Below are 22,197 nucleotides of genomic sequence, written 5' to 3'. Positions count from 1 at the left end.
AGGGGCGCAGGGGTAGGCAACTGCGTCACTGTGGAGAAACCGTCCGGACGGCAACGTCCGGGCGGTTTTTTCTTGCCCATTTGCCCCGCTTTCACGGATCTGGCGAACACTGGCGGGCAGTGAAACCCAGCAGATGGCTAAATATAGGATGTCATACAACGAAACATTGCTTCAGACCATTCATATGTGGGCAAACTCTCCCAAAATGTGAAAAATTCAGTGTTAATAAGGGTCGCAGCGCTGGCGAACGGTGCCGGGAGAAAGACTAGGGATTATCCGTAAACCGCAGATTCGGCCATTGTCATCGTACATCGTCTCACGTAGGATGCCTCTCCATGCGAGTTACGGACTCGCAATAAGAAGACTCACGGAGAGAGACAACCATCATGGCACTGAAGATCAAAGGCCTGCGCTGGTGGATGATCGGACTGCTGACACTCGGCACGGTCATGAACTACCTTGCGCGCAGCTCGCTTGCCGTTGCCGCCCCCACGGTAATGAAGGATCTCCACATTACCACCCAGCAATACGGCTGGATTACCGGCGCATTCCTCGTGCTGTATCCGATCGGTGCGCCACTCACCGGTTACCTCATGGACCGCATCGGCCTGCGATTGGGCTTTCTGCTGTGCGGTGTGATGTGGTCGGTGGTGTGCATGCTGCACGGTCTGGCAGACGGTTGGATCGGTCTGTTCGTGTTGCGCGGTTTGCTGGGGCTGGCCGAGGCGTCGTTCATTCCGGCCGGTATGCGCGCCGCAGCGTTCTGGTTCCCGTCGAAGGAGCGCGCGCTCGCCGCCGGCATCTTCAACATCGGGACGTCGATCGGCGCGATTCTGGCGCCGCCGCTGATCGCATGGTCGATCATGCGCTACAACTGGGAAACGGCGTTCGTGATTGCGGGCGCTCTCGGTCTGGTGTGGGGCGTGCTGTGGTTCGCGTTCTACCGTCACCCGACCGATCATCCGGCGCTCACGAAAGCGGAGTCCGACTACATCAACGAAGGCAAGACCGTTGACGCCGCCGCCGATGCCCGCAAGCCGAATCTCATCTCCATTCTGCGCCAGCGCAATTTCTGGGGCATCGCCCTGCCGCGCTTCTTCGCCGATCCGGTGTGGGGCACGATCGTATTCTGGATGCCGCTATACCTGAATCAGGCGCGCGGTTTCGATCTGAAGACCATTGCCGCGACGGCATGGCTGCCGTTCGTGGCGGCGGACATCGGCTGTCTGATGGGCGGCACGGTCTCCGTGTGGCTGAACAGGCATTTCAAGATCACGATCTTCAACGGCAAGCGCGTCGTGTTCACGATCGGTGCCATCATCATGACGGCGATGTGCGGTGTGGGTTTCGTCAAAGATCCGATGATGGCCATCTTCCTGCTCTGCCTGGGCGGATTCGCCCACCAGACACTCTCGATCAGCGTGATCTCGATGTCGGCCGACCTGTTCCCGCGCAATGAAGTGGCAACGGTGACGGGCATGGCCGGGCTGTCTGCCGGCATTGGCAACCTGCTCTTCACGCTGGTGATCGGCACCTTCGTGACGGCCGTCGGCTATGCCCCGTTCTTCGTGGCGCTCGGCCTGGGCGATCTGATCGGCGCGGTGATTCTGTGGACGGTGGTCAAGCCCGGCGTCACGGGCACGGCCACGCCGTCGCCGGTCAAGCGAGTCGACATGGGGCGAACGGCGAATGCGTAGCGGAAGGTTTCATGTGCCAACGACGGCGAGTGGTGCAGCGGTGCACGACATCGGCGCCCGATGATTTGACGTACGCCGCGCTGCACGCGCCCCCTTGGGTATGCGGCGTGGCGTCGGTTTTGCTGAGGCGATGCGTCGTGGCATGCATTGCATCTACCGATGAACAAGGAGTGACATGAGCCAGACTTCCGGCAAACCCTTCCGCCGTCTGCTGCTAACCGGCGCGGCGGGCAATCTTGGCAAACAACTGCGCGGCAAGCTCGCCGAATGGGCGGACATCGTGCGCGTGAGCGACATCGTGCCGCTTACGGCCGATGCACCGCACGAAGAAGCCATGCAGGTCGATCTGGCAGATCGCGCCGCGGTACACGCGTTGCTCGAAGGTGTCGATGCGCTGGTGCATCTGGGCGGCGTCTCCGTCGAAGCCCCTTTCGACGACATTCTGCAAGCCAACATCCTTGGCCTGTACAACGTCTACAGCGCGGCGCAGAAGCAGGGCGTGAAGCGCATCGTCTACGCCAGCTCGAATCATGCGGTCGGTTTCCATCCCGTGACGGAAGTGCTCGATGCCGACGCACCGCATCGCCCGGACGGCATGTACGGCATCTCGAAGTGCTTCGGCGAAGACCTATCGCGCTACTACTTCGACCGCTTCGGCCTCGAAACCGTGTGCCTGCGCATCGGATCGTCGTTCGAGCAACCGAAGAATCCGCGCATGATGGTGACGTACCTGAGCTATCGCGATTTCGTCGAACTCGTGCGTTGCTCGCTGTTCACGAATCGCGTGGGACATGCCATCGTCTATGGCGTGTCGGACAACCCCACACTGTGGGTCGACAACACGAAGGCCGCATTCCTCGGCTTTCGCCCGAAAGACAGCTCGGCCGAATTCACCGGTCTGTTCCCGCCCACGGCCCCCGATCCACAGATGGACGACTGGACGCAGCGCTTCCAGGGGGGCCCGTTCGTGTTGCTGGGGCCGATGGAGTCCAAGGCATGAGCGTGTCCATCGAGAGGCTCGAGCCGTCGCGCGAGACGCCGCATGCCGTGGGGGAAAGTCCGCTATGGCGTGCGCACGAGCAGGCGCTCTATTGGGTGGACATCCCCGCGAAGCAATTGCATCGGGTGACGCCCGCCGACGGCGAGCACTGCCAATGGACCTTTCCGGAGCAGGTCGCGTGCTTCTCGTTTGACGCCTTTGGCACATTGCTCGCGGGGGGCGAAAGCGGGCTCTTTGCGGTGCGTCTGGGGCAACCCGGCGTCATCGCGGCATCCGATTGGCAGCGGTTGGCCGCGCCTGAGTTTCCCGCGCCGGGCATGCGCTTTAACGACGGACGATGCGACCGTCAGGGCCGCTTCTGGGCGGGCACGATGGTGCAGGACATGTCGCTCGCAAGCAGCGCGGGGTCGCTTTTCCGTTTCGATGCCGAAGGCCGGCTCTCTGCGCCGCTCGTCTATGGCCTCGTCACGCAGAACGGTCTGGGCTTTTCGCCCGACAGCCGCACGATGTATCTTAGCGATTCGCACCCGGCGCGTCGTCGCATATGGGCGTTCGATTTCGATGCCGACACCGGCGCGATCAGCGCGCAGCGCTTGTTCGTCGACATGAATCGGTATCCGGGGCGTCCGGATGGCGCGGCCGTCGATGCCGATGGCGGCTACTGGACCTGCGCCAACGACGGCAGCCGGTTGCTACGCTTCACGCCTGCGGGCGAGCTGGATCGGGAGATCGTGTTGCCGGTGTCGAAGCCGTCGATGTGCGCGTTCGGCGGCCGCGACTTCGATACATTGTTCGTGACGTCGATTCGTCCGGGCGCGGGCGCCAACGAGCACGATGGTCATGTTTTCGCCGTGCGTTGCGGCGTGCAGGGACTGCCGGAAGTGCCCTATGCCGGATTGGCTGGCACGTTTTCGGCGGCAGGTGTGTAGGCGGGGGTATGTCGGTCGCGACGCCGCGCGTAAGCGCATAAGCGGCGAGCACTGCGGAAGTGGTTCCGGTATGGCTGGCTTACACGGATGGCCACCCGGTGAGGCGGCGGGACGTCGGATCGACAGCGGTAGGCGATCCGGCGTCCCGTTTTGCCATCGGCGTGCCGATGGCGCTAACGGCTGCTAATGGGCGCTAATGGGCGCTCAGTGCGTGAAGTCTGCTGAGACGAGCGACTTGCCGCGCGTCTCGGGCAGCAGCAGCGCGCACACAACCACGAGCAGATAACCACCACCCGCGACCAGGCCGATGGCCTTCACGAGCGAGCCGGTCTGCGCGAGCATGCCGACGGCGATGGGGAAGAACGAGCCGATTCCGCGCCCGAGGTTGTAGCAGAAGCCTTGTCCGGAGCCGCGAATGTGGTTCGGGTACAGCTCCGTCAGATACGCGCCGATGCCCGCGAAAATACCTTGCACGACGATCCCGAGCGGGAAGCCGAGCAGCAGCATCGCGCTGTCGGTGATCGGCAGCATCGTGTACGCCATGCCGAGCAGGAACGATGCGACCGCGAAGAAGATGAAGGCGCCGCGGCGTCCGAGTTTGTCGGAGAGAATCGCGCCGACGATATAGCCCACGAACGAGCCGACGATCAGCACGATCAGATACGCGCTCGTGTTGAACACCGAGAGGCCGCGCACCGTCTTGAGATAGGTCGGCAGCCACGTGGTGATCGCGTAGTAGCCGCCCAGCATGCCGGAGCACAGCAGACTGCCGAGGATCGTCGTCCTGAGGTGTTCAGGCGCGAAGATCTGCATGAAATTGCCTTGCAGTTTGCCCTCGGCGATCTTGCGGCGGGTTTGCGTGAAAATCTCGGGGTCCGACACGTTGCGGCGCACGTACGTGATCCACAGCGCCGGCACGATACCGATCCAGAAACACGCGCGCCATGCGGTGCCTTCGTCCAGAACGGCGAAGAAGAACCAGTACAGCAGCGCGGCGGCGGCCCAGCCGACCGACCAACTGCTCTGCACCGTGCCGACCGCCTTCGCGCGATGCTGGGGCGAGCGGATCATCTCGCCCATCATCATCGTGACGACGGTCCATTCTCCGCCGAAGCCGATGCCCTGCAACGTACGCGTGATGAGCAACTGCCAGAACGAGTTCGTGAAGCCCGAGAGGAACGTGAACAGGCAGAACGTGGCAATCGTCCATTGCAGCACGCGTACGCGGCCGAAGCGATCCGCGAGAATGCCCGCGAGCCACCCGCCCACGGCCGACGAGATGAGCGAGCTGGTCGCGATCATGCCCGCTTCGCCTTTCGTCATCCCCCATGCCGCAATGAGTGTGGGAATCAGGAAGGAATAGATCATGAAGTCGAACGCGTCGACGGCATAGCCGCCGAAGCCCGCATACAGGGCCTTGCGTTCCTTCGTGTTGAGTTCCTTGAACCAGGAAAAAAATGCCATGAAGACTCCTCGGTGGATCGTGTGCTTGTCGTTATGTGTGTGACGTGTGTTTTTTCTTGTGCGTGCGCGGCGTCACTTGTGATTCAGAGTGTCAGGCCGCCGTCGACGTGAATCACCTGTCCGGTGATCTGGCGCGCGTGCGGGCCGAGCAGGAAGACGGCGAGCGCGGCGATATCGTCGGGTTCGCAGAGACGTCTGGTCGGTGTGGCGTCGGCCGCGCGCTGCCATGCGGCCGGGTCGATGGCCGAGTGTCCGCCGTCCTTGCGCGTATAACCGGGCGCAACGCAATTGATCGTCACGCCTGAGCGCGCGTATTCGGCGGCGGCGCTCTTGGCGAGCGCTTCGATGGCGGCTTTGGCGGCGGCCGTGGCGGGAAAGCCGGGTTGATTCGGCGTGAAGCGATGCGCCACGAACGAGCTGACGGCAATCACGCTGGCCTGTGGCGAGCGTTGCAGATCGGGTAACGCGCTGCGCAGGAGCGCAGCAAATGCGCCCGGCATTGCCGCGAGCGTGCGGGCGAAGGCGTCGTCGTCGAGGTCGGCAAGGCTTTGCCGCGTGGCGAAGCCAGCGTTGCTCACGAGTTGGTCGACAGGCCCGAAGGCGTCGTGCGCGGCGTCGATCAGACGTGCGGCGGCCGACGTTTCCGTGAGATCGCCGAGCCAGACGGCGCACTGCGCACCGAGCGCCTCGCAGGCCTCACGCACCTCGGCGAGCCGCGCCTGACTTGCCTCGGACGCCCCGCGGGTATGCAGCAGCAGACGGGTATCCGGGCAGGCGAGCCGACGGGCGATGGCCGCGCCGATGCCGGAAGCGGCACCGGTCACGACGATAGTGCGTCCGGCGCGGTGGTGAGACTGGCCGGAGGAGGAAGAGACAGGGGTGGTCACGATGAGCCCGGGGCAAGCAAAGGGTGCTCGTGATTATGCCAAAGCCCTTGTGCGCCGGGACAGGCGCGTCAATATTATTTAGGAAGTGAATGAATTGGTGTGCATGCGTCCTAAGCGGCTCCGACGACGCGTGAGCGTTCGACATCGTTCGCCGCATGCAACGTCAGGGTGTGTTGATGGAAGCTCCCGAGTGTCTCGCGATGGGCGACGCTGACCATCGCCGTGCCGGGCAGACGCGTGTGTAACGCCTCGTACACGGCCTCTTCGGTTTCCACGTCCAACGCACTGGTCGCTTCGTCGAGGAACAGGTAGTCGGGCTTTTGCAGCAGCGCGCGTGCGGCGGCGATCCGTTGCTGTTCTCCGCCCGAGAGCCGCCGTGCCCAGTGCGCGACCGTGTGCAGCTCGTCAACGTACTGATCGAGACTGACGGCGCTCAACGCCTCGCGGCATTCGGCATCGGTAAACGTTTCGGGCGACGAGGGGAACGCCAGCGCGGCCTTCAGCGTATCGATGGGGAGATAGCTCTGTTGCGAGAGGAACAGCACGCGCGCATTCGCGGGCACTTCGATGCGTCCGCTGCCGAAGGGCCACAAGCCGGCGAGCGCGCGCAGCATGGTGCTTTTGCCGCAGCCCGAACGCATCGATGATCCGCATGAGTACGCCGAGCGTGAACGCGCCCGCAAAGTAGCGTGGCGCGGCCGCCATGATCGGGAAGACGATGGCGATCTGCCCGTAAATCGAGTTCGCGAAGATCAGGCGCTTGGTCACGACCATGATCTGCCACCAGTTATCGCGCACGGCGCCGAACGCCGACTTCAGACGCGATAGCTCGGCGCCTTCGCCGCGATAGAGCGCCACCTGCTCGGCCGACTCGCGCAGACGCACCAGCAGAAAACGGAAATCCGCTTCCACCTGTTGCTGACGATAGCTCAGCCCGACAAGCGGGCGGCCGACCTTGAAGATGAAGTACGAGCCCACGAGGGCGTAAAGCGCCGCGACCCAGACCATGTAGCCGGGAATCGTGATGTTCATGCCCCCCAGCACGAACGACACCGCGCCCGAGATGGTCCAGAGAATCGTGATGAACGAGAACAGCGAGACGAGCGTCGTCAGCAAATCGAGTGACAACGCCAGCGACGAACTGACAAGGGTGCGGATGTCTTCCGAAATACGCTGGTCGGGGTTGTCGGCGAGATGGTCGCGCTCGATGCGGTAATACGCCTGATGGGAAAACCACTTCGACAGATTCGTGTCCGTCACCCATTGCCGCCAGCGGATTTCGAGCATCTGGCGGAAGTACGTGCGGAACGTGGCAATGACGATGAAGCTGAAGGCGAGTACCGCAAATTCGACGAGCGATGACTTGAAGACGGGCCAGTTGCGCTTGTCGAGGGCGTCGTAAAAACCGGCATTCCACGCATTCAGACGCACGTTGATGAACACAACCGCAAGGTTGAGCGCCACGACGAGGGCGAGCAGCCGGCGTCCCTCCCAACGTTTCTCCGACACCCAGTAGGGGCGGATCAACTGCCAGGCCGTGGGGTGCTTCGGTGGCTTGGGCGCGGGGCTAATGGGTTCGCCACCCGGCGGCACCTCGGGAGGCTGGGGGAGCTTCGGCGTGTGGACCATGATCGTCTGGCGGCGCTGCCGCAGTAGTGCAAGCTAGTGATAAGGAGGACGACGGCTCATTTGACCGCAGTTCCGGATGCTGCGTTGCACGAATTACAGTCCGAGACCCGCGTCACGTCAAAATTCAGTTTACGTGCCGTTACAAGGCCCGGGCGATTCGTCAAAAAACGAGACGCAACGGACGTGCAACCGGCCGGAAACCCAGCTTGCACGGGCGTCGGCATCTATGTTGTAATGGCTGCGGGCGAAACAGGGGTGCTCCGTGTCGGACGCAGGTGTTGACCATGCGTAACGATGTCACGGGGCTGAGAGAGACCCTTTGCACCCGACCCGGGTAATACCGGCGTGGGAAGTTTCCGACTCCTCCAGTGGGGTAAGGTGTCTGACACCGTTTCGTCCTTTTGCTTTCATGAGGAAAGGACCCCATGCGCTGCCTTCCAACGAATCCTGCTTATTCCCCTGAGTGCCTGCGCGCCGTGACGGCTTGCGCGGCAGTGCGCGTATGAGCGCGTCCACCTCCCGTGCCGACATTGCCGTACTCGGCGGCGGGCTCTGCGGCCGTCTTCTGGCCTGGCAACTGATTCGCGCGGGTGCGCGCGTGGCGCTTTACGAGCGGGGTGACGCCGACGGGTCGTCCGCTGCGGGCTGGGTGGCGGCTGCCATGCTCGCGCCGTTGGCCGAAGCGGCCGTGGCCGAGCCGAGCATCGTCGAGATGGGGGCTGCCGGTCTCGAGCGCTGGCCGTCGTTGATCGATGGCCTGCCGGAGCATGTCTTCTTCCAACGCAATGGCACGCTGGTCGTGTGGCATCAGCCCGACCGGGCCGAGGCCGTGATGTTCGACCGCCGCATGCGCGCGAACGCCCCGCCGGCATTGCTTCGCGGGGGCGTCGAGCGGGTGGCGGGCGCGCAATTGGCCGATGTCGAGCCCGCGCTTGCCGGGCGTTTTCAGGAAGGCTGGTTGCTGCCGAACGAGGGCCAGCTCGATAACCGTCAACTGCTGCGCGCGCTGGCGGCGGGTCTTGCGAAGGCCGGGGCAGAACTGCATTGGCACACGCAGATCGCTGAAGGGCAGTATCCCGACGCCGGTCTCGTCATCGATTGCCGCGGGCTGGGCGCGCGCGGGGCGCTGACGCGCTTGCGCGGCGTGCGTGGCGAAGTGGTGCGGATTCACGCGCCGGGTATCGGGTTGCGCCGGCCGGTGCGGTTGCTGCATCCGCGCTACCCAATCTACATCGCTCCCAAGGAAAACGATCTTTATGTGATTGGCGCGACCGAACTCGAGTCCGAGGACATGTCGCCGATGACTGTGCGTTCGGCGCTCGAACTGCTATCGGCGGCGCATTCGCTGAACCCGGCGTTCGGCGAGGCGCGCATTGTCGAGTTGAACGTCAACTGCCGCCCCGCGCTGCCCGATCATCTGCCGCGTGTGCAGTGGGACGGTGCGCGCGTGCTGCGTGTGAATGGCTTGTACCGGCACGGCTATCTGCTGGCGCCGGCCGTCACGGGAGAGGCTTGCGCGCTGGCGCAGGCATTGATGCAATCGACGGGCGCGCAAGCGGGAGTGGGGCACGCGTTCGACTGGGAGACGTGGCGAGCGAGCCGGCCGTGGCCGGACCTGTTCCGTCAGGCATGAGAGGGAGCTGTACGCGATGGACATCCATATCAATCAACAGACATTGAGCGTGGCCGAGACGGCGACGCTGGCCGAGGCGCTGGCCGCCTACGGCGCCAAGCCGCCGTTCGCGGCGGCGATCAACGGGCAATTCGTGCCCAAGACACAATATGCGGCGCGCTCGCTCGCGCAGGGCGACAAGATCGATGTCGTGCAACCGGTGGCCGGAGGCTGAAATGAACGCATTCACCGAATCGGCCAACGTGGCCGCAGGCAGCGCGCGCGACGCGCTCACGCTGTACGACACCCGCTTTGGCAGCCGTTTCCTGCTCGGCACGGCGCGCTACCCGTCGCTGCAAGCGCTCAACGATTCCATCGACGCTGCCCGTCCGGGCATGGTGACGGTGGCCTTGCGCCGTCAACTGTCGGGCACTGGGGGGCAGGCCTCCGAAGGTGATTTCTGGGAAACGCTGCGCCGTCTCGCGGTGCCGGTGCTGCCCAATACCGCAGGCTGCCATTCCGTGCAGGAGGCATTGACGACGGCGCAGATGGCGCGCGAAGTCTTCGAGACCGACTGGATCAAGCTCGAACTGATCGGTGACGACTACACGCTCCAGCCCGACCCGTTCGGTCTGGTCACTGCCGCGGAACAACTGATTCGCGACGGCTTCAAGGTGCTGCCGTATTGCACGGAAGATCTGGTGCTGTGCCGTCGTCTGCTCGACGTGGGTTGTCAGGCGCTGATGCCGTGGGGCGCGCCGATCGGCACCGGCAAGGGCGTGATCAATCCGTACGGTTTGCGGCTGCTGCGCGACCGCCTGCCGGATACGACGCTGATCGTCGACGCGGGGCTCGGTCTGCCGTCGCACGCCTGTCAGGTGATGGAGTGGGGGTACGATGGTGTGCTGCTCAACACCGCCGTGGCGCTCGCCGCGCAACCGGTGGAAATGGCCGGTGCGTTTGCCGCTGCGATCAAGGCGGGACGGGCCGCGTGGCTCGCCGGGCCGATGGCCGAACGCGAGAGCGCCGAAGCCAGCACGCCGGTGGTCGGTGTGCCGTTCTGGCACCAGACGGGCGTCTGAACGTCGTTCGACGCCCGCCCGGATTTCGCCGCCACCCCGCACCGCCCGATTCACAAGGAAAATTCATGACGACGCATACCGGCGCCGCCACGTTGTCGCATGTGCAATGCCTGCCCGCCGACGCACCGCTTGCCACGGCATGGCAGCAGGCCGCTGCCGGCATTCGTGCGCGTCTTGCGCCGTGGCCCGAGGACAGCACGTCGCCGCATTGGCGTCTGCATGCCCAGACGCCCGCCAGCGCAGGCAAAGGCGACGTGGTCTGGTGGCCGCTCGCTCCGCAAGGCGCGCTGGGTACGGCAGCGTCGGCGCAGATCGAGCTATGGCGCGCGGCGGGTGCCGTCGTGCTGTGTTCGCACGCGCTTGCGCACGGGCACGTGGAAGATGCGCTTTATACGCGCGACGCCGTCTATCGAATTGCGGGCGTCGACGATCCTGCTTTCTTCCCCGCGTTCGCCGCGTTTCTCGATTGCGGATTCGTGCCGCAAGACGCACTCGTTCTCGCGCGCGCCTGGCGCACCGATGGCAGCCACGCCCGATCGGAAGATGCGGACACGCTGGGCGCATGGCCGACGGTGCTCGAGACCTTCCCCGCCGTGCTCGGACAGGTGCCGTCGCCAGGGGGCTTCCCGGCATGCCCGTCACACCTCGGCCTCTATCCCGTGTTGCCCGACGCCGGCTGGTGCGAGCGCATGGCCGATCTTCAGGTCGGCACCGTCCAGTTGCGGATCAAGGACCCTGCACACCCCGCGTTGCGTTCCGAGATTGCGCGCACGGTGGCCGCCGGGCGGCGCGTGACGCGCGACAGCGCATGGTTCATCAACGACCATTGGCGCGAGGCGGCGCAGGCAAACGCCTACGGCGTGCATCTCGGACAGGAGGACATGGCGGCGCTCTCGGCCGACGAGGTGGCGACGCTGTTTGCGAGTGGCATGCGGCTAGGCATCAGCACCCATGGCTATTACGAGATTCTCGCGGCGCACCACTTCCGGCCGAGCTATCTGGCGGTCGGTGCCGTGTTTCCGACGACGACCAAGGTGATCGCGACCGCGCCACAGGGACTGGCGAAGCTGGCGCGGTATGTGAAGCTGGTTGCGCCGCATTACCCCCTGGTCGCGATTGGTGGCATCGACGCGGATAATCTTTCGCGGGTGCTCGATACAGGAGTGCGATGCGCGGCGGTCGTGCGCGCCGTGACGCAGGCCGCCGATGTGGCGGCCGCCGTGGAAGGGATGCAGCGGGAGTTTGCGCGGCGCGGGTGACACGCCGCAGTGTGCTGCGGGTTGGGAGGGGGTGGGAGGGTTTGGGAGGCGTTACAGGCCGCGTGTCATGAACGCCGCACCGTCTCCGTACCCCGCCAGCTTGGCGGCGATCACTGGCGAGACATCTGTCGCGACGGCGTAACCGAAGCGTGCCCAGAATCCCTGTGATTGCTGCACCGCGACAAGTGCCGATGCCCGCAAACCCAGCGACTGTGCTGACGCCAGGGCAACCGCATAGAGCTGGCTGGCCACCCCCGCGCCGCGCGTGCGGGGCGCGAGCGCCATGTCATGGACGTACCAGCAGTCAGGCGCGTCGGGCAGTGCGTCGAGCACGGTGTCCAGCGGCGGCGGGGCGGTAATGTGCCAGGGGTGCGTGAACAGGTAGCCAGCCACCGGCGCATCCGCCGAGCCAGCGTCCACCGCAACCCAGCAGGTGGACGGCGACAGCGTGAGCCGCGAGGCCAGTGTGGCTTCCGACTCGTGCATCAGATCGCGATAGGCCTGTGCCTGCACGGTCAATACTTGGGAAATATCGCCGGGTCGCATCGGACGAATCCGAAATCTCGACGTCTCCGTGGATTGCGGCGAAAGGGGGCGGAAAGGCGATGGCTTGGCAGGGGACATCCGAGTCAATGAGTTATTGCGCGAAACGCCATATTGTAGCAACGGCGCAACACCCATGCGGGCGGAGGTCTCGGTAAGTCCTTGGCGCCGTTGTGTTTTTTGTCTGTTGCACAGATCGGAACGCGGCGAGGCGAACCCGCGAAGGCCCTGTAGAATGCCGCGGGGCTACGCCGATCCTCGCTTTCACCCGCCCCTCTTGGGCGGCATCAATCGGCATTCCCCCCTATAATTGGCGTTTTGCGCCGCACTATAAGACCCGAAACGTGCCTACCCCGAATCCGGAAAATTTGCTCGAATTGCGCGACGTTAGCTTTGGTTATGGCGAACGGCTGGTGCTTTCCGGGTTGAATATGCGGTTTCCCCGCGGCAAGGTCATTGCTGTGATGGGGGGCTCGGGCTGCGGCAAAACGACGGTGCTGCGCCTGATCGGCGGGCTGGTGCATGCGAGCCGAGGCACGGTCGATTTCGACGGCACCGACGTGGCTTCGCTCGACCGCGACGGCTGGTACCGGTTGCGTCGACGCATGGGCATGCTGTTCCAGTTTGGCGCGCTCTTTACCGACATGACGGTGTTCGACAACGTGGCGTTCCCGTTGCGCGAACATACCCGGCTCGGTGAGGAGCTCATTCGCGATCTCGTGCTGATGAAGCTCAATGCGGTTGGCCTGCGCGGCGCGCGCGACATGAAGCCGGCAGAGATCTCGGGCGGGATGGCGCGCCGTGTGGCGCTCGCACGCACGATCGCACTGGACCCGGATCTCGTCATGTATGACGAGCCGTTCACCGGTCTGGACCCGATCTCGATGGGCATTACGGCGAATCTGATTCGCAAGCTCAACGATGCGCTGGGTGCTACGTCCATCATTGTTTCGCACGATGTTTCGGAAACGTTTGCCATTGCCGACTACATCTATTTCATTAGCGAAGGCCGCATTGCTGCCGAGGGTGAGCCCGACGCGCTGCGTGCCTCGAGCGACCCGACGGTGCGCCAGTTCATCGATGCGCAGCCGGACGGCCCGGTGAAGTTTCAGTATCCCGCGCCACCGCTCGCGGAAGATTTCGGTATCGGAGCGCGTGCATGATTACCACCATCGGCAGTTTTGTTCGCGGCCACGTCGAGCGTGTCGGCTACGGCGCTCGCTTGTTCCTGCGCATGCTCTCGTCGAGCGGTGCGCTGCTGCGCCGGCCGCGTCTGGTGACTGACCAGGTTCATTTCGTCGGCAACTATTCGTTCGTCATCATCGCCGTCTCGGGCCTGTTCGTTGGCTTCGTGCTGGGCTTGCAGGGCTATTACACGCTCAACAAGTACGGCTCCGAGCAGGCGCTGGGGCTGCTCGTGGCGCTCTCGCTGGTGCGTGAGTTGGGCCCGGTGGTGACGGCATTGCTGTTTGCGGGACGCGCCGGTACTTCACTCACGGCCGAAATCGGCCTGATGAAGGCAGGTGAACAACTGACGGCCATGGAGATGATGGCGATCGATCCGATCGCGCGCGTGGTCGCCCCGCGCTTCTGGGCCGGTGTGATCGCGATGCCGATTCTCGCGGCGATCTTCTCGGCCGTGGGTATTTTTGGCGGTTATCTGGTCGGCGTGCAGTTGATCGGTGTGGATACCGGCGCGTTCTGGTCGCAGATGCAGGGCGGCGTAGACGTCTGGGCCGACGTCGCCAATGGCGTCATCAAGAGCATCGTGTTCGGCATTGCCGTCACATTTATCGCGCTGTATCAGGGGTTTGAGGCGCATCCGACACCGGAGGGCGTGTCGCGTGCGACCACGCGTACGGTGGTGCAGGCGTCGCTCGCCGTACTCGGCCTCGACTTCCTGCTCACGGCCCTCATGTTCAGCTAACGGGCCAACGTGCCTGCCAAGACATAGACAGACAGTTTGCGCACACTGACACAATGAAAAAACACCCCCTCGACTTCTGGGTTGGCCTGTTCGTGGTTCTCGGCTTTGCAGCGCTGCTGTTCCTCGCGCTCAAGGCAGGCAACATGAGTTCGCTGTCGTTCTCAAGTTCGTATCCGGTGACGGTGCGCTTCGACAACATCGGCGGCCTCAAGCCGCGCGCTCCGGTCAAGAGCGCGGGCGTGGTGATCGGTCGCGTGGCGTCGATCAAGTTTGACGACAAGCGCTATCTCGCCGATGTCACGCTCAATATCGATTCGCAATATCTGTTCCCGAAGGACTCGTCGGCGAAGATTCTGACGTCGGGCCTGCTCGGTGAGCAATACATTGGACTTGAGCCTGGCGGTGACGATCAGATGCTCAAGGCCGGTGATACGATCACGCTCACCCAGTCCGCGATCGTGTTGGAGAACCTGATCGGCCAGTTCCTGTACAACAAGGCGGCGGATGCCGGTGGCGCCCAGGCGGGCGGCGCATCGGCTGCGCAGGCGCCGGCAGCGCCCGCTGCCACGCCGGCGCAAGGGGCAGCAACGGTAACCCAAGGAAAATAAAAGAAATGACCAGCTTCCGTACTTCGGCAGTGCTGGCCGCTGGCGCGATGGCGCTGGCAGGTTGCGCTACTGTCACCAACCCGAGTCCCGCTGACCCCATCGAAGGTTTCAACCGTTCGATGTATACGTTCAATGACACGCTCGACAAGGCGGTTCTGGTTCCGGTGGCCAAGGGTTACCGGTTCGCGGTGCCGGAACCGGCGCGCGATATGGTCACGAACTTCTTCTCGAACGTGGGCGATGTGTACAACTTCGCCAACAATCTGTTGCAGTTGCAGGTCACGGCCGCTACGCAGGATCTGATGCGCCTGACGATCAACACGGTCTTCGGCGTGGGCGGTTTGTTCGACTTCGCAACGCCTGCCGGGCTGCCCAAGCATAGCCAGGATTTCGGTGTGACGCTCGGCAAATGGGGCTTGCCCGACGGCCCGTATCTCGTGCTGCCGCTGCTCGGCCCGAGCACGGTGCGCGACACGGTCGGCATGGCTGGCAACATGTTCATCGACCCGACCTCCTACATCAAGCCGGACTGGGTGAGCTACTCGGTCTATGGTGTGCGTCTGGTGAACACGCGGGCGAACCTGCTCGACGCGTCGAACCTGCTCGAAGCGGCTGCACTCGATCCGTACTCGTTTACTCGGGACGCCTATCTGGCGCGTCGCAAGTACCTGATCAACGGCGGTGCATCGGGCGACGCCGCCCTGCCGAACTATGACGACGAAGGGAGCGCGGCCGGGGCTGCCGCTGGCGGCACGAGCGGCCAACCGATGCCGGCTGCGCCCGCATCGGGCGTGAGCGCACCGGCCCCGACCTCGGGCAAACAAGCCGAACCGGAAGCGCCGCAAGGCTCGCCAGTGCCTGGCACGATGGTGCCGGGCGGCCTGCCGTTCCGTCGTTGATCGACGCTGATCGCGCAAGGCACGGCGTTGATCCGCAAATATGACAGTGCGCCCTGCTAGCCAGGGCGTCGCCGGCAGGCCCACCGGGCAACAGTTTGTTACACGACACTGCCGTCATCCCGAGAACTCAAGGCGCGACGCGGGTATCCAAACCCGCAATACTCGTCACTCGAAAGAGGAAGTCCACAATGAAGAAGTTCTGGCTCATTCCCGTCATGGCGTTCATGACTTACACCGCTGCCGGCTCCGCGATGGCGCAGGCGCAGGCCCCGGACGTGCTGGTCAAGCAGACCGTGACCGAAGTGATGTCCGCCGCCAAGAGCGATCCGAATATCCAGAAGGGTGATCTGAACAGCATCACGAAGCTGGTCGAGCAGAAGATCATGCCGCACGCCGACTTCAAGCGGACCACGCAGTTGGCAACGGGCCGTGCCTGGGCGACAGCTACCGAAGCCCAGCGTCAGCAACTGACGGAACAGTTCAAGTCCCTGCTGCTGCGCACATACGCGGGTGCCATCGCCCAGATTCGTGATCAGCAGGTCAACTACAAGCCATTCCGTGGTCAGCCGAACGACACCGATGCCGTGGTCTACACCGACGTGATCAACAACGGTCAGCCGGTCGAACTCGACTACCGTCTGTACAAGACCGCCAGCGGCGAATGGAAACTGTATGACCTGAACGTGCTGGGCGCCTGGCTCATTCAGACGTACCGCAACCAGTTCTCGGAGAAGGTCAATCAGTCGGGCGTCGATGGCCTGATCAAGTTCCTGACCGAGCGCAACCAGCAACTCGCAGGCGGCAAGTAAGCGCATGCTAGCGTTGCAGACCGACCTCACGCACGACACCGCCGGCGATGTTCTCGCCAAGGCGATCGATCGCATCGACGCGGGCGAGACCCAGATCGATTGCGCCGGGCTGACGCATTTCGACTCGTCGGCGCTCGCCGTGTTGCTGGCCTTGCGCCGTCACGCGGTGCGGCGCGGTGCGACGTTGGCGTTCACTAACTTGCCCGCGGGGCTGGCTAGCCTTGCGCTGGTGTACGGTGTCGATCATCTGCTCTCGAGCTGATGCGCCTGGCCGGACTGCCGCCCCTCGTGAAAGCGCCGTCTCGCAACGGCGCTTTTTTTATGGGCGGGCGGTGGCGCAGGCGGAACGTCGCGCGTTACGGGGGTTACAGGGCATTACGGGGTATCCGGCCGGCTGTGAGCACGGCGGGTACCGGCTTCCTTTATAATCAGGGGTTTTCTGCCAACTTTTGGGCAGTTATCCTCATCCGGGCTCCCTTGCCGCCGATATGGCTGCTGCCGCAACCTCAGCGGTCTGCGCACACGGCCGGCCGTGACCGGAGAACACAATGACGTACCCGCCAAGACGGGTGCGTGCAGTCCATGGCCGCCATCGAAATCCGTAACGTCAAAAAACGCTATCAGGCGTTGCAGGCGCTCAAGGGCGTCAGCTTCTCGATCGAAGAAGGTGAATTCTTCGGTTTGCTCGGCCCCAATGGCGCTGGAAAGACCACGCTGATCAGCATTCTTGCGGGCCTCGCGCGCGCAGATGCAGGCAATATCAGCGTGCTCGGCCACGACGTGGTGCGAGACTACCGCAATGCCCGCCGAAAGCTCGGCGTGGTGCCGCAGGAACTCGTTTTCGATCCGTTCTTCTCCGTGCGTGAAACGCTGCGTATCCAGTCCGGCTACTTCGGGCTCACGCGCAACGACGACTGGATCGACGAAGTGATGGCCAACCTCGATCTGACCGACAAGGCGAACGCCAACATGCGCCAGCTCTCGGGCGGCATGAAGCGACGTGTGCTCGTGGCGCAGGCGCTCGTGCACCGTCCGCCGGTGATCGTGCTCGACGAGCCGACCGCCGGGGTCGACGTGGAACTGCGTCAGACGCTGTGGAAATTCATCTCGCGTCTGAACCGCGAAGGCCACACTATCGTGCTGACCACGCACTATCTGGAAGAAGCGGAAACGCTGTGCGACCGCATTGCCATGCTCAAGCGCGGCGAAGTCGTGGCGCTCGAACGCACCGCGTCGTTGCTCCAGCGCTTCGCGGGCACACGCCTCGTGCTGCGCTTCAAGCAGGGCACGCTGCCCGACGAACTGCGTCCGTTGCTGGTCGACGGCCAGGATACGGGGGGCCATCAGTTCGCGCTGCGTCTGGCGGGCTGCGACGAAGTGGAATCGATTCTCGCCACCTGCCGGGCGGCGGGCTGCATCGTCGAGGACATCGACATTCAGAAGGCCGATCTCGAGGACGTGTTCGTGCAGATCATGTCCGGTTCGCGCGCGCAGGAGGTGGCAGCATGATCGGCTTTCGCACGCTGTTCTACAAGGAAGTGCTGCGCTTCTGGAAGGTGAGCTTCCAGACCGTGGGCGCGCCGGTGCTTACCGCACTGCTGTATCTGATGATCTTCGGCCACGTGCTCGAAGATCGCGTGAAGGTGTACGACCAGATTACCTACACGTCCTTCCTCGTGCCGGGTCTGGTGATGATGAGCGTGTTGCAGAACGCGTTCGCCAACAGCTCTTCGTCGCTGATCCAGTCCAAGATCACGGGCAACCTCGTGTTCGTGCTGCTGCCGCCGCTCTCGCATTGGGAGATGTACGGCGCGTACGTGCTCGCCGCCGTGGTGCGCGGGCTGTCGGTGGGTCTGGGGGTCTTCGTGGTGACGGCGGCGTTCACGCATCTGTCGTTCGCCGCACCGCTGTGGATCATCGGCTTCGCGTTCCTCGGCGCGGCAATTCTCGGTACGCTGGGACTGATCGCTGGCATCTGGGCTGAAAAGTTCGACCAGCTCGCGGCGTTCCAGAACTTCCTGATCATGCCGGCAACGTTCCTCGCGGGCGTGTTTTATTCGATTCACTCGCTGCCGCCGCTGTGGCAGGCTGTCTCGCACTTCAATCCGTTCTTCTACATGATCGACGGGTTCCGTTACGGCTTCTTCGGCGTGTCCGACGTGGCTCCGCAGACCAGCCTCGCTGTCGTCGGCGCGACTTTCCTGATACTCGCTATTGTGGCGCTGACGCTGCTGCGCCGCGGCTACAAACTGCGTCACTGAACTTCTCTAGGATCGGCAATGCTGCCTACCCCCGAACAAATCAAACAGTACATCGAAGCCGGCCTGGCTTGCGAACATGTGGCCGTCGAAGGTGACGGCCAGCACTTCTTCGCGACCATCGTGAGCGCGCAGTTCGAAGGCAAGCGCCTCATTGCGCGCCACCAACTCGTGTACGCCGCGCTGGGCGATCGCATGAAAGCGGAAATTCATGCACTGTCGATGAAGACCCTCACGCCCGCGGAGTATCAGGCGCAATGAGGATCACGCAAGATAGCGCTGGCGCAGCCGGCAACAGCGAGGCTGCCGCCGGCGAGCGCCTCGCCGCGGACCACCTCGAGATCGAAGGTGGCGAGCGGCTGGCGGGAGAGATTACCGTCTCGGGCGCCAAGAACGCGGCCCTGCCCATTCTGTGTGCGAGCTTGCTGACAGCCGAGCCGCTGGTGCTCGGTAACGTCCCCGATCTGCACGACGTGCGCACCATGCTGACGCTGCTCGCGCGCATGGGCGTCAAGGTCGAGCGCCATGGCGAATCGGTGACGCTCGACGCGTCGCAGATCACCGAGCCCGCCGCCCCGTACGAACTCGTGAAGACCATGCGGGCGTCGATTCTCGTGCTTGGCCCGCTGCTCGCCCGTTGCGGCGACGCGCGTGTGTCGCTGCCGGGCGGATGCGCTATCGGGGCGCGGCCCGTCGATCAGCACATCAAGGGCCTGCAGAAGATGGGCGCCGAGATCACGCTGACGCACGGTGACATCGTCGCCAAGGCGGCACGCCTGCGTGGCGAGACGCTCGTGACCGACATGATCACCGTCACGGGCACCGAAAACCTGCTCATGGCGGCAACGCTCGCCGACGGCGTGACCGTGCTGGCCAACGCCGCCCGCGAGCCGGAAGTCACGGACCTGGCCCGCTTGCTGGTCAAGATGGGAGCGAAGATCGAGGGCATCGGCACGGATCGTCTGGTGGTGACCGGTGTGGCGCGCTTGCATGGTGCAACGCACGATGTCGTGCCCGACCGGATCGAAGCCGGCACGTTCCTGTGCGCTGCCGTGGCCACCCGTGGCGATATCACGCTGCATCGCGTGGTGCCGTCCACGCTCGACGCCGTGATTGAAAAATTGCGCGAAACCGGCGCTAACGTGAGTGCCGGTGCGGATTGGCTGCGCGTGACGATGGATCGGCGCGCACGAGCGGTGAGTTTCCGAACGTCGGAGTATCCGGCGTTCCCGACCGACATGCAGGCCCAGTTCATGGCGCTGAACTGCATTGCCGAGGGCACCTCGCAGGTCGTCGAGACGATCTTCGAGAATCGCTTCATGCACGTGCAGGAATTGATGCGGCTGGGCGCGAATATCGGTATCGACGGCAACACGGCGCGCATTTCGGGCGTGGATCGCCTGTCGGGTGCGCATGTGATGGCGACCGACTTGCGCGCTTCCGCCAGCCTGATCGTCGCGGGTCTGACGGCCGATGGCCGCACGCTCGTCGACCGTATTCATCACCTTGATCGCGGCTATCATCGTATCGAGGCAAAGTTGCGCGCCGTGGGCGCGCGAATCCGGCGTGTCGAAGCACGCCAGGGAGAGATCGCATGAGTTCCGCCAAGCCGGCCCAGCCGCTCGCTCAACCGCTGACGCTGGCGCTTTCCAAAGGGCGTATCTTCACGGAGACGCTGCCGTTGCTGGCCGCAGCCGGTATCGAAGTCACGGAAGACCCGGAGACCTCGCGCAAGCTGATTCTGCCGACGACGGACCCGAACCTGCGCGTCATCATCGTGCGCGCCACCGACGTGCCGACCTACGTGCAATATGGTGCCGCCGACTTCGGCGTGGCCGGCAAGGATGTGCTCATCGAGCACGGCGGGGGCGGCCTGTATCAGCCGATCGATTTGAACATTGCGCGTTGCCGCATGTCTGTTGCTGTACCGAAGGGCTTCGATTACGCGAATGCCGTACGTCAGGGCGCCCGCCTGCGGGTGGCGACGAAGTACGTGCAGACCGCGCGCGAGCATTTCGCGGCCAAGGGCGTGCACGTCGATCTGATCAAGCTGTACGGGTCGATGGAACTGGGCCCGCTCGTGGGTCTGGCCGACGCGATCGTCGATCTGGTGAGTACCGGCGGTACGCTGCGGGCCAACAATCTGGTGGAAGTGGAAGAGATCATGGACATCTCGTCCCGCCTCGTGATCAATCAGGCTGCGCTCAAGTTGAAACGCGAGTCGTTGCAGCCTATTCTGGATGCCTTCGAGCAGGCCTCCCGGCAAACAGCATGAAACTCGATATTCGCAAACTCGATTCCTCCGCTGACGACTTCGCGAAGCAGCTTCGCGACGTTCTGGCGTTCGAGGCGAGCGAAGACGCCGCCATCGACCGCGCGGCCGCCGAAATTCTCGCCGACGTGAAGACGCGCGGCGATGCGGCCGTGATCGAATACACCAACAAGTTCGACCGGCTGAGCGCGCCCGACATGACGGCGCTCGAGCTGCCCGCCGACGCACTGGCGGCGGCGCTTGAGAGCCTCGAGCCGAAGCGTCGTGCCGCGCTCGAAGCTGCGGCCGCCCGCGTGCGCGCCTATCACGAGAAGCAACGCATCGAATGCGGCACCCATAGCTGGCAGTACACCGAGTCGGACGGCACGGTGCTGGGCCAGAAGGTCACGCCGCTCGATCGCGTGGGCATCTATGTGCCGGGCGGCAAGGCCGCCTATCCGTCGTCCGTGCTGATGAACGCCATTCCGGCGCGCGTCGCCGGCGTGAAGGACATCGTCATGGTGGTGCCTACACCGGACGGTGTGCAGAACCCGCTGGTGCTGGCCGCAGCGCACATTGCCGGTGTGGATCGCGTGTTCACCATCGGTGGCGCGCAGGCCGTCGGCGCGCTGGCCTATGGCACCGAAACGGTGCCGGCAGTGGACAAGATCGTCGGTCCGGGGAATGCCTTCGTGGCCGCGGCCAAGCGTCGCGTGTTCGGCACGGTCGGTATCGACATGATCGCCGGACCGTCTGAAATCCTTGTCATCTGCGACGGTTCGACGGACCCCGACTGGGTCGCCATGGACCTGTTCTCGCAGGCCGAGCACGACGAACTCGCGCAGTCGATTCTGCTGTGCCCGGACGCGCAATACCTTGCGCGGGTGCACGCCTCGATGGAGCGTCAGATCGACGAGATGCCGCGCCGCGATGTGATCGCCGCGTCGCTGCAAGGCCGTGGCGCGCTGGTCAAGGTGCGCGACATGGCGCAAGCCTGCGAGATCGCCAACGTGATCGCGCCGGAACACCTGGAAATCTCGGCCGAGACGCCGCAGCAGTGGGGCGAGAAGATCCGCCACGCCGGTGCGATCTTCCTCGGCAAGTTCACGAGCGAGAGCCTGGGCGATTACTGCGCCGGCCCCAATCACGTGCTGCCGACGTCGCGCACCGCGCGATTCTCGTCGCCGCTGGGGGTGTACGACTTCATCAAGCGCTCGAGCCTCATCGAAGTGAGCGAGGGCGGTGCGCGCATGCTCGGCGAGATCGCCGCTGAGCTGGCATACGGCGAAGGGCTGCAAGCGCACGCGCGCAGCGCCGAGTACCGTTTGCATCGCGAGTCCTGA

General features: G+C 64.1%; 22 protein-coding genes, 1 pseudogene and 1 riboswitch. Of the genes and pseudogenes, 19 read left to right on the top strand and 4 right to left on the bottom strand.

Features of this window, described 5'->3' with window-relative positions; genetic code table 11:
* Window positions 1–386 precede the first annotated feature (386 nt).
* From PBR20603_RS19400 to PBR20603_RS19390, 3 genes are all read left to right on the top strand, one after another.
* Window positions 387–1,697, top strand: coding sequence for an MFS transporter (locus PBR20603_RS19400; RefSeq protein ID WP_150561129.1), 1,311 nt, complete (start codon window positions 387–389; stop codon window positions 1,695–1,697).
* 175 nt (window positions 1,698–1,872) lie between these two features.
* A complete protein-coding gene (locus PBR20603_RS19395; RefSeq protein ID WP_150561128.1) occupies window positions 1,873–2,697 on the top strand; it encodes an NAD-dependent epimerase/dehydratase family protein in 825 nt (274 codons plus the stop codon).
* Complete coding sequence (locus tag PBR20603_RS19390; protein WP_150561127.1) at window positions 2,694–3,626, top strand: SMP-30/gluconolactonase/LRE family protein; 933 nt, start codon at window positions 2,694–2,696, stop codon at window positions 3,624–3,626. The genes PBR20603_RS19395 and PBR20603_RS19390 overlap by 4 nt, the downstream gene beginning before the upstream one ends.
* A 204-nt stretch (window positions 3,627–3,830) precedes the next feature.
* Here PBR20603_RS19390 and PBR20603_RS19385 read toward each other — a convergent pair whose 3' ends face one another.
* From PBR20603_RS19385 to PBR20603_RS19375, 3 genes and pseudogenes are all read right to left on the bottom strand, one after another.
* Complete coding sequence (locus PBR20603_RS19385) at window positions 3,831–5,090, bottom strand: MFS transporter (RefSeq protein WP_150561126.1); 1,260 nt, start codon at window positions 5,088–5,090, stop codon at window positions 3,831–3,833.
* Window positions 5,091–5,173: 83 nt separating this feature from the next.
* Window positions 5,174–5,977, bottom strand: a complete 804-nt coding sequence (locus tag PBR20603_RS19380) for an SDR family NAD(P)-dependent oxidoreductase (protein ID WP_150561125.1) — start codon at window positions 5,975–5,977, stop codon at window positions 5,174–5,176.
* Window positions 5,978–6,087: 110 nt separating this feature from the next.
* A pseudogene (locus PBR20603_RS19375) lies at window positions 6,088–7,606 on the bottom strand (ABC transporter ATP-binding protein/permease).
* 241 nt (window positions 7,607–7,847) lie between these two features.
* A riboswitch (TPP riboswitch) is annotated at window positions 7,848–7,975 on the top strand.
* A 133-nt stretch (window positions 7,976–8,108) separates the two neighbouring features.
* On the opposite strand from PBR20603_RS19375, the gene PBR20603_RS19370 reads away from it, so the two are divergent.
* From PBR20603_RS19370 to PBR20603_RS19355, 4 genes are all read left to right on the top strand, one after another.
* Window positions 8,109–9,239, top strand: a complete 1,131-nt coding sequence (locus tag PBR20603_RS19370) for an FAD-dependent oxidoreductase (RefSeq protein ID WP_150561124.1) — start codon at window positions 8,109–8,111, stop codon at window positions 9,237–9,239.
* 16 nt (window positions 9,240–9,255) lie between these two features.
* Complete coding sequence (thiS, locus tag PBR20603_RS19365) at window positions 9,256–9,453, top strand: sulfur carrier protein ThiS (RefSeq protein ID WP_150561123.1); 198 nt, start codon at window positions 9,256–9,258, stop codon at window positions 9,451–9,453.
* A 1-nt stretch (window position 9,454) separates the two neighbouring features.
* Entirely contained in the window at window positions 9,455–10,300 is an 846-nt protein-coding gene (locus PBR20603_RS19360) for a thiazole synthase (protein WP_150561122.1), read from the top strand.
* Between the two features lie 65 nt (window positions 10,301–10,365).
* The gene (locus PBR20603_RS19355) at window positions 10,366–11,559 is read left to right on the top strand and encodes a thiamine phosphate synthase (RefSeq protein ID WP_150561121.1); all 1,194 of its coding nucleotides are present in this window, start codon (window positions 10,366–10,368) and stop codon (window positions 11,557–11,559) included.
* Window positions 11,560–11,610: 51 nt separating this feature from the next.
* Here the strand turns inward: PBR20603_RS19355 and PBR20603_RS19350 are convergent, their stop codons facing one another.
* Entirely contained in the window at window positions 11,611–12,105 is a 495-nt protein-coding gene (locus tag PBR20603_RS19350) for a GNAT family N-acetyltransferase (RefSeq protein WP_246174850.1), read from the bottom strand.
* 341 nt (window positions 12,106–12,446) lie between these two features.
* On the opposite strand from PBR20603_RS19350, the gene PBR20603_RS19345 reads away from it, so the two are divergent.
* The 12 genes from PBR20603_RS19345 to hisD all read left to right on the top strand — a co-directional run bounded on the left by PBR20603_RS19345 (window position 12,447) and on the right by hisD (window position 22,197).
* The gene (locus tag PBR20603_RS19345) at window positions 12,447–13,265 is read left to right on the top strand and encodes an ABC transporter ATP-binding protein (protein WP_150561119.1); all 819 of its coding nucleotides are present in this window, start codon (window positions 12,447–12,449) and stop codon (window positions 13,263–13,265) included.
* A complete protein-coding gene (mlaE, locus tag PBR20603_RS19340; RefSeq protein ID WP_150561118.1) occupies window positions 13,262–14,029 on the top strand; it encodes a lipid asymmetry maintenance ABC transporter permease subunit MlaE in 768 nt (255 codons plus the stop codon). Before PBR20603_RS19345 ends, mlaE begins: the two co-directional genes overlap by 4 nt.
* Before the next feature lie 53 nt (window positions 14,030–14,082).
* Complete coding sequence (gene mlaD, locus PBR20603_RS19335) at window positions 14,083–14,637, top strand: outer membrane lipid asymmetry maintenance protein MlaD (protein ID WP_150561117.1); 555 nt, start codon at window positions 14,083–14,085, stop codon at window positions 14,635–14,637.
* A gap of 5 nt (window positions 14,638–14,642) precedes the next feature.
* A complete protein-coding gene (locus PBR20603_RS19330; protein ID WP_150561116.1) occupies window positions 14,643–15,536 on the top strand; it encodes an MlaA family lipoprotein in 894 nt (297 codons plus the stop codon).
* A gap of 188 nt (window positions 15,537–15,724) precedes the next feature.
* The gene (locus tag PBR20603_RS19325) at window positions 15,725–16,345 is read left to right on the top strand and encodes an MlaC/ttg2D family ABC transporter substrate-binding protein (RefSeq protein WP_150561115.1); all 621 of its coding nucleotides are present in this window, start codon (window positions 15,725–15,727) and stop codon (window positions 16,343–16,345) included.
* Between the two features lie 4 nt (window positions 16,346–16,349).
* Window positions 16,350–16,607, top strand: coding sequence for an STAS domain-containing protein (locus PBR20603_RS19320; protein WP_150561114.1), 258 nt, complete (start codon window positions 16,350–16,352; stop codon window positions 16,605–16,607).
* A 320-nt stretch (window positions 16,608–16,927) separates the two neighbouring features.
* Complete coding sequence (locus PBR20603_RS19315) at window positions 16,928–17,854, top strand: ABC transporter ATP-binding protein (protein ID WP_150561113.1); 927 nt, start codon at window positions 16,928–16,930, stop codon at window positions 17,852–17,854.
* Complete coding sequence (locus tag PBR20603_RS19310; RefSeq protein ID WP_150561112.1) at window positions 17,851–18,606, top strand: ABC transporter permease; 756 nt, start codon at window positions 17,851–17,853, stop codon at window positions 18,604–18,606. Before PBR20603_RS19315 ends, PBR20603_RS19310 begins: the two co-directional genes overlap by 4 nt.
* Before the next feature lie 18 nt (window positions 18,607–18,624).
* Window positions 18,625–18,864, top strand: coding sequence for a BolA family protein (locus PBR20603_RS19305; RefSeq protein ID WP_150561111.1), 240 nt, complete (start codon window positions 18,625–18,627; stop codon window positions 18,862–18,864).
* Window positions 18,861–20,201 (top strand): UDP-N-acetylglucosamine 1-carboxyvinyltransferase, encoded by a 1,341-nt coding sequence (gene murA / locus PBR20603_RS19300; protein WP_150561110.1) that lies wholly within the window; start codon window positions 18,861–18,863, stop codon window positions 20,199–20,201. Before PBR20603_RS19305 ends, murA begins: the two co-directional genes overlap by 4 nt.
* On the top strand, window positions 20,198–20,878 hold the full coding sequence (hisG, locus tag PBR20603_RS19295; protein WP_010808174.1) for an ATP phosphoribosyltransferase: 681 nt from the start codon (window positions 20,198–20,200) through the stop codon (window positions 20,876–20,878). Before murA ends, hisG begins: the two co-directional genes overlap by 4 nt.
* On the top strand, window positions 20,875–22,197 hold the full coding sequence (hisD, locus tag PBR20603_RS19290) for a histidinol dehydrogenase (RefSeq protein WP_150561109.1): 1,323 nt from the start codon (window positions 20,875–20,877) through the stop codon (window positions 22,195–22,197). The genes hisG and hisD overlap by 4 nt, the downstream gene beginning before the upstream one ends.

The sequence above is a fragment of the Pandoraea bronchicola genome, from assembly GCF_902459805.1.
In the GTDB taxonomy this organism is placed as follows: Bacteria; Pseudomonadota; Gammaproteobacteria; order Burkholderiales; family Burkholderiaceae; genus Pandoraea; species Pandoraea bronchicola.
This window is presented reverse-complemented; position numbering and strand designations above follow the sequence as displayed.

What these genes read in the sequence shown, in the direction of transcription:
- PBR20603_RS19400 (WP_150561129.1), top strand. Translation starts at nt 387, where the DNA reads ATGGCACTGAAGATCAAAGGCCTGCGCTGGTGGATGATCGGACTGCTG.
- PBR20603_RS19370 (WP_150561124.1), top strand. Translation starts at nt 8,109, where the DNA reads ATGAGCGCGTCCACCTCCCGTGCCGACATTGCCGTACTCGGCGGCGGG.
- PBR20603_RS19330 (WP_150561116.1), top strand. Translation starts at nt 14,643, where the DNA reads ATGACCAGCTTCCGTACTTCGGCAGTGCTGGCCGCTGGCGCGATGGCG.
- PBR20603_RS19390 (WP_150561127.1), top strand. Translation starts at nt 2,694, where the DNA reads ATGAGCGTGTCCATCGAGAGGCTCGAGCCGTCGCGCGAGACGCCGCAT.
- PBR20603_RS19320 (WP_150561114.1), top strand. Translation starts at nt 16,350, where the DNA reads ATGCTAGCGTTGCAGACCGACCTCACGCACGACACCGCCGGCGATGTT.
- PBR20603_RS19360 (WP_150561122.1), top strand. Translation starts at nt 9,455, where the DNA reads ATGAACGCATTCACCGAATCGGCCAACGTGGCCGCAGGCAGCGCGCGC.
- PBR20603_RS19310 (WP_150561112.1), top strand. Translation starts at nt 17,851, where the DNA reads ATGATCGGCTTTCGCACGCTGTTCTACAAGGAAGTGCTGCGCTTCTGG.
- thiS (WP_150561123.1), top strand. Translation starts at nt 9,256, where the DNA reads ATGGACATCCATATCAATCAACAGACATTGAGCGTGGCCGAGACGGCG.
- hisG (WP_010808174.1), top strand. Translation starts at nt 20,198, where the DNA reads ATGAGTTCCGCCAAGCCGGCCCAGCCGCTCGCTCAACCGCTGACGCTG.
- murA (WP_150561110.1), top strand. Translation starts at nt 18,861, where the DNA reads ATGAGGATCACGCAAGATAGCGCTGGCGCAGCCGGCAACAGCGAGGCT.
- hisD (WP_150561109.1), top strand. Translation starts at nt 20,875, where the DNA reads ATGAAACTCGATATTCGCAAACTCGATTCCTCCGCTGACGACTTCGCG.
- mlaD (WP_150561117.1), top strand. Translation starts at nt 14,083, where the DNA reads ATGAAAAAACACCCCCTCGACTTCTGGGTTGGCCTGTTCGTGGTTCTC.
- PBR20603_RS19395 (WP_150561128.1), top strand. Translation starts at nt 1,873, where the DNA reads ATGAGCCAGACTTCCGGCAAACCCTTCCGCCGTCTGCTGCTAACCGGC.
- PBR20603_RS19305 (WP_150561111.1), top strand. Translation starts at nt 18,625, where the DNA reads ATGCTGCCTACCCCCGAACAAATCAAACAGTACATCGAAGCCGGCCTG.
- PBR20603_RS19385 (WP_150561126.1), bottom strand. Translation starts at nt 5,090, where the DNA reads ATGGCATTTTTTTCCTGGTTCAAGGAACTCAACACGAAGGAACGCAAG.
- PBR20603_RS19350 (WP_246174850.1), bottom strand. Translation starts at nt 12,105, where the DNA reads ATGCGACCCGGCGATATTTCCCAAGTATTGACCGTGCAGGCACAGGCC.
- PBR20603_RS19315 (WP_150561113.1), top strand. Translation starts at nt 16,928, where the DNA reads ATGGCCGCCATCGAAATCCGTAACGTCAAAAAACGCTATCAGGCGTTG.
- PBR20603_RS19325 (WP_150561115.1), top strand. Translation starts at nt 15,725, where the DNA reads ATGAAGAAGTTCTGGCTCATTCCCGTCATGGCGTTCATGACTTACACC.
- PBR20603_RS19355 (WP_150561121.1), top strand. Translation starts at nt 10,366, where the DNA reads ATGACGACGCATACCGGCGCCGCCACGTTGTCGCATGTGCAATGCCTG.
- mlaE (WP_150561118.1), top strand. Translation starts at nt 13,262, where the DNA reads ATGATTACCACCATCGGCAGTTTTGTTCGCGGCCACGTCGAGCGTGTC.